Source organism: Mycobacterium sp. IS-1264 (assembly GCF_001954195.1).
Classification (GTDB): domain Bacteria; phylum Actinomycetota; class Actinomycetes; order Mycobacteriales; family Mycobacteriaceae; genus Mycobacterium.
This window is the reverse complement of sequence record NZ_MBES01000080.1, coordinates 33,874-50,097: the sequence shown is the minus strand read 5'-3', so window position 1 is coordinate 50,097 and position 16,224 is coordinate 33,874. Positions and strand designations below refer to the sequence as shown.

At 67.7% G+C, this 16,224-nt stretch carries 15 protein-coding genes and 1 pseudogene; 6 read left to right on the top strand and 10 right to left on the bottom strand.

Annotated elements, in window-relative coordinates; translation table 11 throughout:
• On the top strand, positions 1-846 hold an 846-nt coding region (locus A5744_RS21605; protein WP_139331448.1), incomplete at its 5' end, for an alpha/beta fold hydrolase.
• Between the two features lie 37 nt (positions 847-883).
• Here the strand turns inward: A5744_RS21605 and A5744_RS21600 are convergent.
• Both A5744_RS21600 and lepA read right to left on the bottom strand, forming a co-directional pair.
• Complete coding sequence (locus A5744_RS21600; protein ID WP_076064415.1) at positions 884-1,663, bottom strand: sensor domain-containing protein; 780 nt, start codon at positions 1,661-1,663, stop codon at positions 884-886.
• A pseudogene (lepA, locus tag A5744_RS21595) lies at positions 1,664-3,576 on the bottom strand (translation elongation factor 4). It abuts the gene before it with no gap.
• 21 nt (positions 3,577-3,597) lie between these two features.
• Here lepA and A5744_RS21590 point away from each other — a divergent pair.
• Positions 3,598-4,200, top strand: coding sequence for a type II toxin-antitoxin system PemK/MazF family toxin (locus A5744_RS21590; protein ID WP_076064414.1), 603 nt, complete (start codon positions 3,598-3,600; stop codon positions 4,198-4,200).
• Positions 4,201-4,212: 12 nt separating this feature from the next.
• Here A5744_RS21590 and A5744_RS21585 read toward each other — a convergent pair whose 3' ends face one another.
• A complete protein-coding gene (locus A5744_RS21585) occupies positions 4,213-4,641 on the bottom strand; it encodes a CBS domain-containing protein (RefSeq protein ID WP_076064413.1) in 429 nt (142 codons plus the stop codon).
• Between the two features lie 216 nt (positions 4,642-4,857).
• Here A5744_RS21585 and A5744_RS21580 point away from each other — a divergent pair, with 216 nt between their 5' ends.
• Positions 4,858-5,691, top strand: a complete 834-nt coding sequence (locus A5744_RS21580; RefSeq protein WP_076064412.1) for a ribonuclease Z — start codon at positions 4,858-4,860, stop codon at positions 5,689-5,691.
• Here the strand turns inward: A5744_RS21580 and A5744_RS21575 are convergent.
• From A5744_RS21575 to A5744_RS21560, 4 genes are read right to left on the bottom strand one after another with little or no spacing between them, the layout of a single operon-like run.
• On the bottom strand, positions 5,684-6,349 hold the full coding sequence (locus A5744_RS21575) for a hypothetical protein (RefSeq protein ID WP_240563141.1): 666 nt from the start codon (positions 6,347-6,349) through the stop codon (positions 5,684-5,686). The two genes, A5744_RS21580 and A5744_RS21575, sit on opposite strands and share 8 nt — an antisense overlap.
• An 11-nt stretch (positions 6,350-6,360) precedes the next feature.
• On the bottom strand, positions 6,361-7,200 hold the full coding sequence (locus A5744_RS21570; protein WP_076064411.1) for a transglutaminase family protein: 840 nt from the start codon (positions 7,198-7,200) through the stop codon (positions 6,361-6,363).
• Positions 7,200-8,177, bottom strand: a complete 978-nt coding sequence (locus A5744_RS21565) for an alpha-E domain-containing protein (protein ID WP_076064410.1) — start codon at positions 8,175-8,177, stop codon at positions 7,200-7,202. Before A5744_RS21565 ends, A5744_RS21570 begins: the two co-directional genes overlap by 1 nt.
• Entirely contained in the window at positions 8,177-9,874 is a 1,698-nt protein-coding gene (locus tag A5744_RS21560; protein ID WP_076064409.1) for a circularly permuted type 2 ATP-grasp protein, read from the bottom strand. Before A5744_RS21560 ends, A5744_RS21565 begins: the two co-directional genes overlap by 1 nt.
• Before the next feature lie 146 nt (positions 9,875-10,020).
• Here A5744_RS21560 and rpsT point away from each other — a divergent pair, with 146 nt between their 5' ends.
• Entirely contained in the window at positions 10,021-10,281 is a 261-nt protein-coding gene (gene rpsT, locus A5744_RS21555) for a 30S ribosomal protein S20 (RefSeq protein WP_076064408.1), read from the top strand.
• A 12-nt stretch (positions 10,282-10,293) separates the two neighbouring features.
• On the opposite strand, the gene holA is transcribed toward rpsT, so the two are convergent.
• From holA to A5744_RS21540, 3 genes are all read right to left on the bottom strand, one after another.
• Positions 10,294-11,256 (bottom strand): DNA polymerase III subunit delta, encoded by a 963-nt coding sequence (holA, locus tag A5744_RS21550; protein WP_139331449.1) that lies wholly within the window; start codon positions 11,254-11,256, stop codon positions 10,294-10,296.
• Between the two features lie 87 nt (positions 11,257-11,343).
• The gene (locus A5744_RS21545; RefSeq protein ID WP_076064419.1) at positions 11,344-12,882 is read right to left on the bottom strand and encodes a ComEC/Rec2 family competence protein; all 1,539 of its coding nucleotides are present in this window, start codon (positions 12,880-12,882) and stop codon (positions 11,344-11,346) included.
• A gap of 25 nt (positions 12,883-12,907) precedes the next feature.
• Positions 12,908-13,768 (bottom strand): ComEA family DNA-binding protein, encoded by an 861-nt coding sequence (locus A5744_RS21540; protein ID WP_076064406.1) that lies wholly within the window; start codon positions 13,766-13,768, stop codon positions 12,908-12,910.
• Between the two features lie 184 nt (positions 13,769-13,952).
• On the opposite strand from A5744_RS21540, the gene A5744_RS21535 reads away from it, so the two are divergent.
• Positions 13,953-15,110, top strand: a complete 1,158-nt coding sequence (locus tag A5744_RS21535) for an acyl-CoA dehydrogenase family protein (protein WP_076064405.1) — start codon at positions 13,953-13,955, stop codon at positions 15,108-15,110.
• A gap of 7 nt (positions 15,111-15,117) precedes the next feature.
• Entirely contained in the window at positions 15,118-16,224 is a 1,107-nt protein-coding gene (locus A5744_RS21530) for an acyl-CoA dehydrogenase (protein WP_076064404.1), read from the top strand.

Below are 16,224 nucleotides of genomic sequence, written 5' to 3'. Positions count from 1 at the left end.
ACCGAACTCGACGTCGAAATCCCCATCCGAGCAATCTTCGACGCCCCCACCGTCACCCAACTCGCCCAATGGATCGCCCGAGAACCCTCTTCTGAGTTCGTGGATCCGTTGGCGACCGTCTTACCGCTCCGCTTAGGCGGAACCAAGCCGCCGGTGTGGTGCATCCACCCGGCGGGTGGAATGGCGTGGGGTTACCGCGGGCTGGCCGAGCATCTTCATGACCGGCCCATCTACGGGTTGCAGGCGCGAGGACTCGACGGCAAGACGCCGTTCGCGGCGTCGATACCCGCCATGGCGAACGACTACGTCGAGCAAATACTGGCCGTGCAGCCGCAAGGGCCCTTCATTCTGCTGGGTTGGTCCTTCGGCGGTGTGGTGGCTCATGCGATGGCGGCAGAGCTCCAGCGCCGCGAACACGAGGTCGCACTGTTGGGGCTGATCGCCAGCGTTCCTAGGTATGAGGACGACCCGCTATTACTGTCAGACTTCTCCGAAAGCGATACCCGCCGTCTGATCAACGCATGGGCGAACGATCGCTACGGTGTTTCGATCGACGATCCTGAATACGAATCGCTGGCGAACGTCGTCATCGCCTTGACCAAAAATAGTGTCGAAATGCTCAACGACTTCGTGTCGCCAAGCTACGACGGTCGCTCGGTACTGTTCATACCGACTGTCAACGAGCCAAGACCACCGGAGGAATACCTCGCGGCATGGGCGCCGTACCTGAAAGGAACTGTGTCCGCCCACAAAATTGAAAGCCAGCATTCTGACATGGACATGCCGGAGCCGATTGCCGCGATCGGCCAAATACTCGAGCACGAGCTGGAAAGAACTACCCAGTGACGAACGTGCCAGCCCGCCAACGCGCCGACGTAGCGGTTCAGCTCAGCTCGCTGACCTTGTCCATCATCACGTGTGCGATGTTGACGGCGGTGGTGTCGACGTCGTGCGACCCCGGGTAGGAAGGGTCCACCGCACCGAAAAACGCCACATCGACTTCGACGAGGCAATTCCCCCGAACGCCGACGGCGCGCGCCTTGGGGATGGGTTCGCCCGGCGGCGCGGGTGTCAATTGTTTCTCCACCAGGGTCGCCGCGACAACCGAATCGGCGACGCGCACGTCGGAAACCTTGTCCGAGAAGCTCATTCCGGGACGGTCGATGATGATGCTGGGGCTGTCGCTGGTCACGGTGGTGCCGTCGCAGTCGCGCCACTGCTGCGAGAACTTTTGGAAAAGCGCGCCGGCGCCCGCGGCGCTGGACAAGGCGACCACACCCTCCGAAGCGCTCATCACCTTCGCCGCGTGCAGGTTCCACCACGATTCCCGCGCGACATTCACGACATCAGCGGATCCGTAGACCTTGGTGATCATCATCGAGGTGACGCCCGCGCAGTTAGCCGGCGACACCAGCTCGACGCCCGGCGACAACATCTCGGGACCGCCAAACCGCGGCGGAACGATCGACATGGCTTCGAAGGTCTGGTTGAGCATCTTTGACAGCGCGGCATCGTCGAGCAGGACCTGCTTAATGGCTGGGCCCGTGAGCGGATGCGGCCGCAGGGTCGGCGCCGGCCGCGCCGTGCCGTCGATCGCCGTCGTGCACGCGGTGGCCAGCGCTGCGACCAACAGCGCCACCGCGGTGCGCCAGCTGGGCCTCATCTACTTCTTTGCCTTGTCCCCCGCGGCATCGGTGGACAACGCGGCCACAAACGCTTCCTGCGGCACCTCGACCCGTCCGATGGTTTTCATCCGCTTCTTGCCTTCCTTCTGCTTTTCCAGAAGTTTGCGCTTGCGGGTGATGTCACCGCCGTAGCACTTGGACAGCACGTCCTTGCGGATCGCTCGAATATTTTCGCGCGCAATGATTTTCGAGCCAATCGCCGCCTGCACCGGCACCTCGAACTGCTGGCGCGGGATCAGTTCCTTGAGCTTGGTGGTCATCTTGTTGCCATAGGCATACGCCGAATCCTTGTGCACGATCGCGCTGAACGCGTCGACGGCCTCGCCCTGCAGCAGGATGTCGACCTTGACCAGCTGTGCCTCTTGTTCGCCGGCCTCCTCGTAGTCGAGGCTGGCATAACCGCGGGTGCGCGACTTCAGCGAATCGAAGAAGTCGAAGATGATCTCGCCCAGCGGCATCGTGTAGCGCAGTTCCACCCGTTCGGGTGACAGGTAGTCCATCCCGCCGAGCTCGCCGCGGCGCGACTGGCAGAGCTCCATGATGGTGCCGATGAACTCGCTGGGGGCGATGATGGTGGTCTTCACGACGGGCTCGTAGACGGTGCGGACCTTGCCCTCCGGCCAGTCCGATGGGTTGGTCACCACGATCTCGGTGTCGTCCTCTTTGATCACCCGGTAGACGACGTTCGGCGACGTCGAGATCAGGTCCAGGTCGAACTCGCGCTCCAGGCGCTCGCGGGTGATCTCCATGTGCAGCAGGCCCAGGAACCCGCAGCGGAACCCGAAGCCCAGCGCCACCGACGTCTCCGGTTCGTACGTCAGGGCGGCGTCGTTGAGTTGCAGCCGGTCCAGGGCGTCGCGCAGATCCGGATAGTCGGAGCCGTCGACGGGGTACAGGCCCGAGTAGACCATCGGCTTGGGTTCGCGGTAACCGGTCAACGCTTCGGTGGCGCCGTGCCGGGCGGTGGTGACGGTGTCACCGACCTTGGACTGCCGTACGTCCTTCACCCCGGTGATCAGGTAGCCGACCTCGCCCACCCCCAGGCCCTCGCTGGCCTTCGGTTCGGGCGAGACGATGCCGACCTCGAGCAGCTCGTGGGTGGCGCCGGTGGACATCATCGCGATGCGTTCGCGCGGGGTGATCTTGCCATCCACCACGCGGACATACGTCACCACGCCGCGATAGATGTCGTAGACGGAGTCGAAGATCATCGCGCGGGTCGGGGCGTCGGCATCGCCTTGGGGCGGCGGCACCTCCCGCACCACATGGTCGAGCAGGTCCGCGACGCCCTCCCCGGTTTTCCCGGACACCCGCAACACGTCGCCGGGTTCGCAGCCGATGATGTGGGCGATCTCGGCGGCGTAGCGATCGGGGTCGGCCGCGGGGAGGTCGATCTTGTTGAGCACCGGGATGATGTGCAGATCTCGATCCAGCGCCAGATAGAGGTTGGCCAGCGTCTGAGCTTCGATGCCCTGCGCCGCGTCGACCAACAGCACCGCGCCCTCGCAGGCTTCCAGCGCGCGGGACACCTCGTAGGTGAAGTCGACGTGGCCCGGGGTGTCGATCAGGTGCAGGACGTAGTCTTCGTCTCCGACTTTCCACGGCAGCCGCACGTTCTGCGCCTTGATGGTGATGCCGCGCTCACGCTCGATATCCATCCGGTCGAGGTATTGGGCACGCATCGACCGCTCGTCGACGACGCCGGTGAGCTGAAGCATCCGGTCGGCGAGCGTGGACTTGCCGTGATCGATGTGGGCGATGATGCAGAAATTCCGAATCTGCGCCGGCGCCGTGAAGGTCTTGTCGGCGAAACTGCTGATGGGAATCTCCTGGTCGACTGGCGGTTCGGTGGTGCGTCAAGGGTATCCACGCGTCGCGGCCCGGACACAATTGGCGCGTCTATGCTGCGAATATGCCGTCTCCCCGGAAATCGCAGTGGAAGACGTTTCAGCGCTTCGCGGAGAACCTGGTTTTCGATCGCGCTCCGCGGCTGGTACGGCAGGTGCAGAACTCGCAAGCCGTGCTGCGGGAACTCCAGCACGCGGTGAAGATCACCGCGAACGTCATCGCCGCCGTCGCTCCGCAGCCGCCGGCCGCGATCACCGCGGGCCGCCCGGTGACCAGCACCAGCTTTCCCACCGCGCAGCGCGCCCGCAAACTGGTCTACGCGCCGGACCTCGACGGCCGCGCCGACCCCGGGGAAATCGTGTGGACATGGGTGGTCTACGAGGACGATCCCACCCGTGGCAAGGACCGGCCGGTGCTGGTCGTGGGCCGTGACCGCAGCGTGCTGCTCGGGCTGATGGTGTCCAGCCAGGAGCGTCACGCCAACGACCCCGACTGGGTTGGGATCGGTTCCGGCGCTTGGGATTACGAGGGCAGACCGAGCTGGGTCCGGCTGGACCGGGTGCTCGACGTGCCCGAGGAAGGGATACGACGCGAGGGCGCGATCCTGCGACGCGAGATCTTCGACGTGGTGGGCGCCCGGCTGCGGGCCGAGTACGCCTGGCGCTGAACGTGCGGCGGGTCAGCCCTGCGTGATGTAGGACTGCAGCTGCTGCTGCTCGGCCTCGAGTTCTTCCATCCGGGTCTTCACCACGTCACCGATGCTGACGATGCCGATCAGCTTTTTGCCCTCCAGCACCGGCACGTGGCGCACCCGGTTCTTGGTCATCAGCATGGTCAACGAGTCGACCGTGTCGGACTTGGTGCACGTGGCGATCGTGGAGGTCATGATCTTCGAGACCGGGCGGGACAGCACGCTCGCGCCGTGTTTGTGCAGTTGGCGCACGACGTCGCGTTCCGACACGATCCCGACCACACCTTCGGCACCAACCACGACCATGGCGCCGATGTTCTGCTCGGCGAGGCCGGCGAGCAGCTCCTTGACGGTTGCCTCGGGGTTGATCGTCACCACCGCCGCACCCTTGTTGCGCAAAACGTCCGCGATCCGCATTCAGGCCTCCCAGGCGGTTGTGAGCTGCTTCACATCAGGCTACGGCCAACTTGCGCGGCGGGAAAGCCGACTCGAGGACCGAGAGCCGATGCTGTCCATTACCCTCACACCCCCGCCCCGAAACAAACCTGACGAGGGTGCGCAGAATGGCGGACGTGACGGCGTGTCGGCGTACAGACACGCACGTTCGCCGACGGTGTCCGCGAGGATAGGGCCATGATCGAGGTCACCCTGCTCGGAACCGGAAGCCCCATTCCCGACCCGAACCGCGCGGGTCCGTCGACCCTGGTGCGGGCCGGCGGGCAGGTGTTCCTCGTGGATTGCGGCCGCGGCGTGCTGCAACGTGCGGCCGCGATCGGCGTGGGCGCCAGCGGACTATCGGCGCTGCTGCTCACCCACCTGCACAGCGATCACATCGGCGACCTCGGCGACGTGCTGATCACGCGCTGGGTCAGCACCTTCAGCCCGGAGCCCGTCCCGCTGCCTGTCATCGGACCGCCCGGCACCGCGGAAACGGTTGAAGCAACGCTGAACGCATTGCGCCACGACATCGGTTACCGCATCGCTCACCACGCCGACCTCAACGCGCCGCCGCCCGTCGACGTCCACGAATACACCGAGGGGCCGGTGTGGGACCGCGACGGCGTCTCGATCCGGGTGGCGCCTACCGATCACCGGCCGGTGGCGCCCACCATCGGGTTCCGGATCGAATTCGAGTCGGCATCGGTCGTGCTGGCCGGCGACACGGTCCCCTGCGAGAGCTTGGACGAATTGGCAACCGGTGCAGGCGCTTTGGTGCACACCGTGATCCGCAAGGACATCGTCTCGAACATCCCGCAACAGCGGCTGCAGGACATCTGCGATTACCACTCGTCGGTCGAGCAAGCGGCGGCGACCGCGGCCCGCGCGGGGGTGGGCACCCTGGTCATGACGCACTACGTGCCGGCCCTGGTCCCGGGGCAGGAGGAGCAGTGGCGGACGCTGGCCGCCACCGAGTTCACCGGACAGATCGAGCTCGGCGACGACCTGCATCGGGTCGAAGTCACCTAGGCCGTCGCGGCGGACCTAGCTGCAGGCCGGCCGCCACCAGCCAGACCAGCGCCGCGACTCGTGCGATCGGCAGAAGCACACCCAGTTCCGGCCACGCCAGCACCAGCGCCGTCACTTCGGCGAGCGCGGCAACCGCCAGGCCGGCCCAGGCCAGCGGCCCGAGCAGCAAGCCCCGCGCGCGACCCGGCACGGCCATCCCGGCGACCAACAGGCCCAACGCCACCAAGTGGCCGGGGCCGCCGACCAGAAACGCCAACACGTAGATCGCCCGAACCAGCGCGGCGTCCGCGCTTATCTCGGATCGCGACAATGTCCAGCCCAACAACGCCGTCAGACCGAGCGCGCCGGCCGCCAAGGTCCCACCTGTTAGCGCGATCGCCGCCGCGGACCGGGCCACACCGAGCTGCCGCAACCGGGCGGCGGCCATCGCCGCGTAGATCGCCAGGGGTACCGACGATGCGAACACCGCGGTGGCGATCACTTGCAGCGCGACCGGCTCCGCCCGGACGTAGGCGACGACCGCACCCATCGGGCCATAGGGCAACGGCAGCACGCCGCCCAGCGCCACGCCGACTGCCACTCCGCCGAACAGTAGCCCGATGCACAGGAGCGCGAGGCCCGGCAAAACCGGCCGGCCCGGCGCTGACGAATCTTGCATCCGGCCATCCCCTAGGCGAGCCGAGTGACCTCCACGATCACGTCGAGGTCGGTTGCGCCCTCGCCCGAGTAGATCCCTTTGAGCGGGGCGACGTCGGTGTAGTCGCGGCCGACGCCCACACTGACGTACTGCTCGGTGATTTCGGTGTCGTTGGTGGGGTCGTAGTTCCACCAACTCCCGGTCCAGGCTTGAATCCAGGCATGACTTCGCCCGTCGACGGTATCGCCCACGGTGGCGTTGCGTTTGGGGTGCAGATAGCCCGACACATAGCGCGCGGGAATTCCCATGCTGCGCAAGGTCATTAGCGACAGGTGCACGAAGTCCTGGCAGACGCCCTTGCCCTCGTGCAGTGCGTCGAGGCCGGACGAATGCACGCCGGTGGTACCCGGAAGGTAGTCGAGCTCCTCGTGCGCCCACTTGGCCGCGGCGACGACGGCTTCCTGGGGCTTATGGCTTTTCGCGATCTTCTTGCCCACGGACGCAACGCGTTTGCTTGTCGGGGTGTGTGCGGTGGGGCGGAGCAGTTCATCGAACCGGTCGATCACGGCCTCGGATCGCAGGTCGCCCCACCCCGCCTCCATCTCGGCCGGCTCCGGCGCTTCGGTCTCGATGACCGACGACGACGTCACGGTGAGGTCGGCGTGCGGCGCATGCAGATCGAACGCCGTCACGGCGGTGCCCCAATAGTCGATGTAGCGATAGGACCGCGTGGCCGGAATGGTTTCGACACGGTTGAGGATGACGTTCTGCCGGGTGTCCGACCGCGGCGTCAGCCGGGCTTCGTTATACGAGGCGGTCACCGGCGACTGGTATGCGTACCCCGTGGTGTGCACCACCCGCATCCGCCACATCAGGCGTCCCCCTTCCTGGTGGCCAATCCGGTCCGCTCGCCCGCATCCGACCACGCCACCCACGGGGTGACGTGGAAGTACTGCAGCGACAATGCTTCTCCGACATCGCGGCAGGTTCTCTGCAAGCCCGCCAAGCGGCTTTCGAGTGACTCCAGCAGCACACCGGGCTGCAAGAATTCCAGCTCGCTACGAGCCTGGCCGAGCAGCCGTTGCGCCTCCGCGGTGGCCCCGATTCGGCTCTGCGGATTGTGCAGCAACTCGTCGAGGTTGTGTTCGGCCAGCCGGAGCGAATAGAACACCGAACGCGGAAACAGCCGATCGAGCAGCATGAACTCGACCACCCGCGTCGCATCCAGCACCCCCCGGTAGGTGCGCAGGTAGGTGTCGTGCGCGCCCGCCGAACGCAACAGCGTTACCCATGCCGGCGATGACGCGCTGTCTCCGACCCGCGACAGCAACAACCGCACCGTCATGTCGACGCGCTCGATCGCGCGGCCCAGCAACAGGAAGCGGTATCCGTCGTCACGGGACAGCGTCGAGTCGGCCAGGCCGGCGAACATCGCGGCGCGACTTTCGATGAACGACAAAAACTCGTGTGGCCCAAGGCGTTTGGCGGCGCGTTCGCGTTCGGGCAGGGCATGGTAGGTGGTGTTCAGGCACTCCCAGATCTCACTGGACGTCACCTCGCGCGCCGACTTCGCGTTCTCGCGCGCCGCCGTGATCGCGTCGACGATCGAGCACCCACCCTTGTTGTCGGTGCTATAGGCGACGAGGTCGGTCAGCGACCACACATCCAGGTCGTGGTCCGGGGGCTCGATACCGAGGACGCGCAGCAGCAAGCGTGACGCCTGATCGGGATCGACGCTGGAATCCTCGAGCAGTTGGTGCAGCGCGACGTCGAGGATGCGCGCCGTGTCGTCCGCCCGCTCGACGTAGCGACCGATCCAATACAGCGCCTCGGCGTTGCGGGCCAGCATCAGCGGATCGCCTTCTGTCGTTGCTGCTGCTGTTGTTGCTGCTGTTGCTGCGGCTGCTCGTCCTGCGGCTGTTCGACCTGCAGCGGCTGTTGCGCCCGTGACCCGTCCGGAGCCGGGTCGGGGATGGATGTCGGCAGCGAACGCACCACCTCGGCGGCGCCCAGCTCCCTCGCGACGGCCGCGGCGCGCGGCGCGAGCACCCAGGTGTCCTTGGAGCCACCCCCCTGGCTGGAGTTCACCACCCGCGACCCCTCGACCAGCGCCACCCGGGTCAGCCCACCCGGCAGCACCCACACGTCGTCGCCGTCGTTGACCGCGAACGGCCGCAGGTCGACATAGCGGGGCGCCAGTTCGTCGTCGATCTGGGTCGGGACCGTGGACAGCTCCATCATCGGTTGGGCGATCCAGCTTCGGGGATCGTCGCGAATCTTCTTGCTGACCGCCGCCAGCTCCTTCTCGGAGGCCTCGGGTCCGAACACGATGCCGTAGCCGCCGGACCCCTCGACCGGCTTGACGACCAACTCGTCGATCCGGTCGAGCACCTCTTCCCGCTCGTCGTCCAGCCAGCACCGGTAGGTCTCCACGTTGGCCAGCAGCGGCTTCTCGCCCAGGTAGTACTCGATCATGGTGGGCACGTAGGTGTAGACCAGCTTGTCGTCGCCGACGCCGTTGCCGATCGCGCTGGAGATGACGACGTTGCCGGCCCGGGCCGCGTTGACCAAACCCGCCACCCCCAGCACCGAGTCGGCGCGGAACTGCAGCGGGTCCAAGAAGGCGTCGTCGATGCGCCGATAGATGACGTCGACCTGGCGCTCGCCCTCGGTGGTGCGCATGTACACCTGGTTGTCGCGGCAGAACAGGTCGCGGCCCTCGACCAGCTCGACGCCCATCTGCCGCGCCAGCAGCGAATGCTCGAAGTACGCCGAGTTGTAGACCCCGGGAGTCAGCACGACGACCGTCGGGTCCGCCTCGTTGGTGGCCGCGGAGTTGCGCAGCGCGCGCAATAGATGCGAGGAGTAGTCGTCGACGGCACGCACGCGATGGGTGGCGAACAAGTTCGGGAAAACCCGCGCCATGGTGCGCCTGTTCTCCATGACGTATGACACCCCCGAGGGGGAGCGCAGGTTGTCCTCCAGGACGCGGAAATTGCCCTTCTCGTCGCGGATCAGGTCGATGCCGGCGACGTGGATTCGCACGCCGTTGGGCGGGACGATGCCCACGGCCTGGCGGTGAAAGTGCTCGCACGATGTGACCAGCCGGCGCGGGATGACGCCGTCGTTCAGGATCTCCTGGTCGCCGTAGATATCGTCGAGATACAGCTCGAGGGCTTTGACCCGCTGGGTGATGCCGCGCTCCAGCCGGCTCCACTCCGCGGCCGAGATCACCCGCGGCACCAGGTCCAGCGGGAAGGGCCGCTCCTGACCCGACAGCGAAAACGTGATGCCCTGGTCGAGGAACGCCCGGGCCAGCGCTTCGGACCTGGCCATGAGATCCGAGACGTCCGACGGCGCGAGCTCGGCGTAGATGCCCTTGTACGGGCCGCGGACGTTGCCCGCGGCGTCGAACATCTCGTCGAAGGCCATCGCGTAGGCGTCCGTGTGGTTGTATCCGCCGAAGATGCGCTCGGAGCGTGCCTGCGGTCGCGCCGGGCCGCGCGACCTCTGCCTGGTCTCCTCAAGCTGGCTCGTAAAACTCACTTTTCAGATGCTGCCTCAAATTGACGTTGCGGCAGGTCACGGTTTCCCCTTTTGGGAGAAAACGTAACCGACTGATAACCTGGGCAATCGCCGCCGGGTACATCGGGCGCCTCAAGCCAACACCGAATCTAAGAAGGAAACAACGCGTGGCCAACATAAAGTCGCAGCAGAAGCGCAATCGCACGAACGAGCGCGCCCGCCTGCGCAACAAGTCGGTGAAGTCTTCGCTGCGCACTGCCGTGCGCGCGTTCCGCGAGGCCACCGACGCCGGCGACAAGGACAAGGCCGCGGAGTTGCTGGTGTCGACCAACCGCAAGCTGGACAAGGCGGCCAGCAAGGGCGTTATCCACAAGAACCAGGCGGCCAACAAGAAGTCCGCACTGGCCAAGGCCCTGAACAAGCTCTGAGCCCGACGCCGCTCACCGGCCGCGGTCGGCCACCAGCTCGGCGACCTGCCTGACCGCGGATTCCAGCGCGTAGTCGGCGTCCGCGACGGCGCCCTTGACGTTGGCGTTGAGTTCCGCCACCACTTTCATCGCGACCGCCACCGTGTCGCGCGACCAGCGCCGGGCCTGTTTCTGCGCCTTCTGTACCCGCCAGGGCGGCATCCCCAGCTGTGCCGCAAGGCGGTAGGGGTCGCCGGACAGCGGCCCGACCCGGCCGATGGTGTGCACGGCCTCGGCCAGGGCGTCGGCCAGGACCACCAGGGGCTCGCCGCGCATCATCGCCCAGCGCAGCGCCTCTGTGGCTCCTTCGATGTCGCCGGCCACCGCCTTGTCGGCGATGTCGAACCCTTTCACCTCCGCTTTGCCGCTGTGATAGCGGCGCACCGCGGCCGCATCGACGGCACCGCCGGTGTCGGCGACCAGCTGCGAACAGGCCGAGGCCAGTTCGCGCACGTCGGATCCGACTGCGTCGAGCAGGGCGGTCACCGTCTCCTCGTCGACTTTGATGCGCAGCGCGCGGAACTCCTTGCGGATGAAGTCGATCCGCTCGCTGAGTTTGGTGATCCGCGCGCAGGGATGTACCTGCGCACCGAGCTTTTGCAGCTCGCCGGCCAGCGCCTTGGCCCTCCCGCCGCCTGAGTGCACCACGACCAGCACCGTGCCCGCCGGGATGTCGGCGGCGGCCGCGGCGATCATCGCGGCCGCGTCCTTGCCCGCGTCGCCCGCGGCCTCCAGCACGACGATGCGCTCGTCGGCGAACAGTGACGGGCTCAGCAACTCGGCGAGTTCGTAGGTGCTGACGTCGCCGGCCCGCATCCGGCTGACCGGCACGTCATTGGCCCCCGAGTCGGCGCCCGCACGCTGCCGCGCCGACCGCAGCACGTCGGCCACCGCCCGCTCGACCAGCAGTTCCTCGTCTCCCAGGACCAGGTGCAACGGCGCAGGCTCGCTCACCCCACGATGGTGTCACGTGGGTCCGACTAGGGTCCGCCCAGTCCGATGATGGTGACCCGCCACGCCCGGCTACGCCGCGCTTGGAATCGCCATTAGTCCCGACAGCGACCAGGCCGCCACCCACACGGCGAGCGCGGCGCCCGCCACGACCGCCACGCGAAACCCGTGCCACCGCCACAACACCCGCGTCAGCAGGACGACCATGACGGTGGCGCCGCCGACGATCAGCACGCCGGCCACGCCGGACGGAACGGGCACGGTCGCCGCGGGAACCTCGGCCGCCCAGCGCGCCACGCTCAGCACCCACCAGAGCTCGGGGCCGGCGAATCGGATCAACAGTTCGGCGCCGGCTGGCCACGACATGCACAAGACCGCCGCCGCGCTACCCAGCACCGTGATCGGCGCTATCGCCGGCGCGGCCGCGAGATTCGCGACCACGGCGACCAGGCTGAGCCGCCCCGAAATGGCGGCGACCAGCGGCGCGGTCACCGCATGCGCGGCACACGCCACCGCGAGCGCATCGGCCAGCGGCTTGGGACAGCCTCTTGCGGCGAGGCGCCGCGACCAGACTGGCGCGATGACGACCAGCGCGGCCGTCGCCAGCACCGACAGCGCGAAGCCCACGTCGACGGCAAGGTGGGGGGCGACGGTCAGCAGTATCAGCACCGCCGCCGAGAGGGCCGGAATCGCTTGCCGCCGGCGCGACGACAGGACCCCCGCCAGCGCGATGGCACCCATCACGGCCGCGCGCAACACGCTCGGCGTCGGTTGGACGACGATGACGAAGGCGACCAGTGCCACCGCGGCCAGCGCCACGGCCGCGCGCGGGCCGATCAGCCGGGCCGAGAACAGCACCGCCCCGCACACGATCGTGACGTTGGCCCCCGATACCGCGGTCAGGTGCGTCATGCCGGCGGCGCGAAAGTCGCGAGTGGTCTCCGCGTTCACCGCCGCGGTGTCGCCGAGGACCAGGGCGGGCAGCATCGCGGCCTGCTCCGCGGGCAGAGCATCGCGGGCGGCGGCGGCGAACCGCGTGCGCACAGTGTGAGCGGCTCGCTGCGCCGCGCCGGCCTCGCCCATCGTCGGGCGGCCCGTCGCGTTGAGCACGGCGACCGTCAGATCATGACGGGCCGGACGGTTGATGCGCGCGGTGAAACGCACCGGCTGGCCGGCCATCACACCACCGAAGTCCGACGTACGCGCGAAAACGACTACTCGGCCCGACATTTCGTCGGTGCGCAGCTGCCGCAAGGTGGCGCGAAACATCAGCCTGCCCCGGCCCACCGGGCGCGGGCTCTCGGTTGGAGTAACCGTCACCGGCGCGGCAGCGCCGAACGCCGCGGCGACGGGATGGCGCGCCACCGCGTCCGTGCGCAGGGCAATCGCCAGCCCGAAGCCCGCACCCACGACACCGATCGCCAGCACGCCGGCGCCGATCGCCCGCAGGCGCGCGTGCCTGCGCGCCACGCACAGCAGCGCACACGAGGCGGCAACCAGCACGACGCAGCAGCAAGCCAGCGCCCGGCCGACCGGCCACACGATCCCGGCGGCGGTGACCGTCCATCCCGTGACGGCGGCCGGGACCAAGCGGACATCGAGGTGCGCCAGTGGCGATCCGTCGAGGCCTGCGGTGTCAGACGCGGACCAGGGCACGCAGCTTTTCCAGCCGCGCCGGGCCGATACCGTCGACGTCGGCGAGCTGGTCGACGCTGGTGAACTTGCCGTTGGCCTGCCGCCACGCCACGATCGCGGCGGCGGTGACGGGCCCGACCCCGGGCAGGGCGTCTAGCTGCTCCACGCTCGCGGTGTTGAGGTCGAGCGCCTGCCCCGGTTTCGGCTTGGCCGATCCCGAAACCGGTGCCGGCGTCCCGGGCGTTGGCGTTGAGCCGGAGGCCACCGAGCTGCCGAGAGCCGTCGGCCGCCCCGAGATCGGCGCCAGCCCGACCACGATCTGTTCGCCGTCGCCGACCGGACGGGCCATGTTCAATCCGATGGTGTCCGCACCGTCCACCGCACCGCCGGCGGCCTGCAGCGCATCGGCGATCCGCGCGCCGGGCGCCAGCGTGACCAGCCCGGGGGTGCGGACCAGGCCGACGACGCTGACCACGCAGGGCCGATCGCCCGCCGGCTGGCCCGCGACCGGACCCGCCGACGATCTGGGGCTCGCCGTGGACGCCTTCTCGACCGGAGGAAGCTTGGCGGACATCACCGGCGCGGGCCTATCGCGCACCAACGTGAATATCGTGACCAGCACGGCCAGCGCGGCGACCACCGCCATCGCGATGGCACCGGCGCGGCCGGGATCGGCGCGCAGCCTTGCGACCCAGCCGCCGCGCTGGGAAGCGTCGGGAAGCCATCGGGGCAGCAACGAATTCTGATCGTCGTCCGGCGCGTCCGGGTCATGCTGGGAATCCTCGGGATCGTCCTGCGAATCGGTATCGGGCTCGGCGCCGAGCCGCCGCTGCAGGCGCTCGGCGGGCAGTTCTGTTCGCATGCGGCGACGGTAAGGGCGGCGACCGCCACAACGACCCCGTCCGGGGCGTCGCGGCGCTCGTTTGTGGACTAACCCGAGGCTGTGCACAAGCACAGCGGGCGATGGGCCAAGATAGGAAGCCGAAGCGATCGGCCGGGACTGCAAACCCATCCGCGGCTTCACCCCCAGACGACAGGAGGCTGCCATGCAGTTGGCGCTCACACCCGAGGAAGCCGCGTTCCGCGACGAGCTTCGCACCTTCTACACCACCCAGATCCCCGAGGAGCTCCGCGAGGCGGTGCGCCAGGGGGCACCGGTGACCAAGGACCACATCGTCACCAGCCACAAGATCCTCAACGAGCACGGGCTCGCGGTGCCCAACTGGCCGGTCGAATGGGGCGGCAAGGATTGGACGCCGACCCAGTACCAGATCTGGGCCGACGAGATGCAACTGGCGTGCGTCCCGGAGCCGCTGAACTTCAACACCAAGATGGTCGGTCCGGTGATCGCCGAGTTCGGGTCCCAGGAAATCAAGGAGCGCTTCCTGCCCCCGACGGCCAGCATCGACATCTGGTGGTGCCAGGGGTTCTCCGAGCCCGAGGCTGGCTCGGACCTCGCCTCGCTGCGCACCACCGCGGTCCGCGATGGCGACACCTATGTCGTCAACGGACAGAAGACGTGGACCACGCTGGGCCAGTACGCGGACTGGATCTTCTGCCTGGTGCGCACCGACCCGCAGGCGCCCAAGCGCCAAGCCGGCATTTCGTTCCTGCTCTTCGACATGGCGACGCCGGGCATCACGCTGCGGCCGATCAAGACGATCGACGGCGGCCGCGAAGTCAACGAGGTGTTCTTCGAAGACGTTCGGGTGCCGGCCAATCAGCTTGTGGGAGAAGAGAATCAGGGCTGGACGTACGCGAAGTTCCTGCTGGGCAACGAGCGCACCGGCATTGCGGGGGTCGGCCGCACCAAGGTCCGTCTGGCCGAGGTGAAAAAGCACGCCATCGAGACCGGACTGCTCGACGACCCACTGTTCGCGGCACGGCTGGCCGAGGCCGAAAACGAGGTGCTGGCACTGGAACTCACGCAGTCCCGGGTTACCACGGACTCCGCGGACGGTAAACCCAATCCGGCATCGTCAGTGCTCAAGATGCGCGGCAGTCAACTGCAGCAGATCGCCACCGAGCTGCTCGTCGAAGTCGCCGGACCGGACGCGCTGCCGGTCGACGGCGACGACATCGCGTCGCCGGCCTGGGCGCAATCGGCCGCCCCGCGCTACCTCAACTACCGCAAGACGTCGATCTACGGCGGCAGCAACGAAGTGCAGCGCAACATCATCGCGTCCACCATTCTGGGATTGTGAGGCAGCCATGGACTTTCAGCTGAGCGACGAGCAGGCCCTGCTCCGCGACACCACCCGCGACCTCCTGTCGCGCACCTACGATCCCGAGAGCCGCAACAAGATCATCGAGAGCGAGCTCGGCTGGAGCCGCGACGTCTGGAGCCAGCTCGCCGACACCGGAATTCTGGGCCTCGGGTTCGAGCCGGACGAGGCGGGCCAGATCGAGATCATGGTGGTGCTCACCGAGATCGGGCGGCGGCTGGCGCCCGAGCCCGTCGTGCACGCCGCCCTGGCACCCGGCGCACTGATCGCCGAACGCGGCAGCGACGCGCAAAAGCAACTGCTGGACGAGGGTGCGGCGGGCCAAAAGTTGCTCGCGTTCGCCCATCTGGAGACGGGCCACCGGAAAACGACCGCGACCGTGTCCACGCAGGCTGCGCGGCAAGGCGATTCGTGGACCCTGACCGGAACGAAGAACCCGGTCCCGGCCGGCGACTGCGCCGACAAGCTGGTGGTCAGCGCCGCATTGCCCGACGGCGGAACTGGATTGTTCCTGGTCGACGGCGATGCGGTCACCCGGCACCCGTACCCGACCTTTGACGGCCAGCGCGGCGCCCAGATCGACCTGGAGGCCGCGCCCGCCGAGCCCCTCGGCGACGCGGTGGACGCCTCGCCCGCCATCCTCGACGCGCTTGTCCGCATCCAGTCGGCGTTGTGCTGCGAAGCCGTCGGTGCGATGGAGGAAGCGCTGCGTCTGACCACCGATTACCTCAAGAGCCGCAAGCAATTCGGCGTCACGCTCAATAAATTTCAGGCGCTCACCCAGCGCGCCGCGGACATGTATGTGTCGCTGGAGTTGGCCCGCAGCATGAGCTTCTACGCCGCGATGTCGATCGCCGACGGCAACCTCGACCCGGTGATCGCCTCGCGCGCCAAGCTGCAGATCGGCCGGTCCGCACGGCACATCGCGCAGGAGTCCATCCAGCTGCACGGCGGCATCGGCATGACCGCCGAGTATCCGGTCGCCCACTACGCGGCCCGGCTCACCGCGATCGAGCACACGCTGGGCTCCTCGCAGGACCACCTGCACGTGCTCATCGACCACATCGCCGACTACGACCTGGCTCGGCTCTAG

Coding starts and splice junctions, on each gene's coding strand:
- A5744_RS21600 (WP_076064415.1), bottom strand. CDS start 1,663: ATGAGGCCCAGCTGGCGCACCGCGGTGGCGCTGTTGGTCGCAGCGCTG.
- A5744_RS21590 (WP_076064414.1), top strand. CDS start 3,598: ATGCCGTCTCCCCGGAAATCGCAGTGGAAGACGTTTCAGCGCTTCGCG.
- A5744_RS21585 (WP_076064413.1), bottom strand. CDS start 4,641: ATGCGGATCGCGGACGTTTTGCGCAACAAGGGTGCGGCGGTGGTGACG.
- A5744_RS21580 (WP_076064412.1), top strand. CDS start 4,858: ATGATCGAGGTCACCCTGCTCGGAACCGGAAGCCCCATTCCCGACCCG.
- A5744_RS21575 (WP_240563141.1), bottom strand. CDS start 6,349: ATGCAAGATTCGTCAGCGCCGGGCCGGCCGGTTTTGCCGGGCCTCGCG.
- A5744_RS21570 (WP_076064411.1), bottom strand. CDS start 7,200: ATGTGGCGGATGCGGGTGGTGCACACCACGGGGTACGCATACCAGTCG.
- A5744_RS21565 (WP_076064410.1), bottom strand. CDS start 8,177: ATGCTGGCCCGCAACGCCGAGGCGCTGTATTGGATCGGTCGCTACGTC.
- A5744_RS21540 (WP_076064406.1), bottom strand. CDS start 13,768: ATGCGAACAGAACTGCCCGCCGAGCGCCTGCAGCGGCGGCTCGGCGCC.
- A5744_RS21535 (WP_076064405.1), top strand. CDS start 13,953: ATGCAGTTGGCGCTCACACCCGAGGAAGCCGCGTTCCGCGACGAGCTT.
- A5744_RS21530 (WP_076064404.1), top strand. CDS start 15,118: ATGGACTTTCAGCTGAGCGACGAGCAGGCCCTGCTCCGCGACACCACC.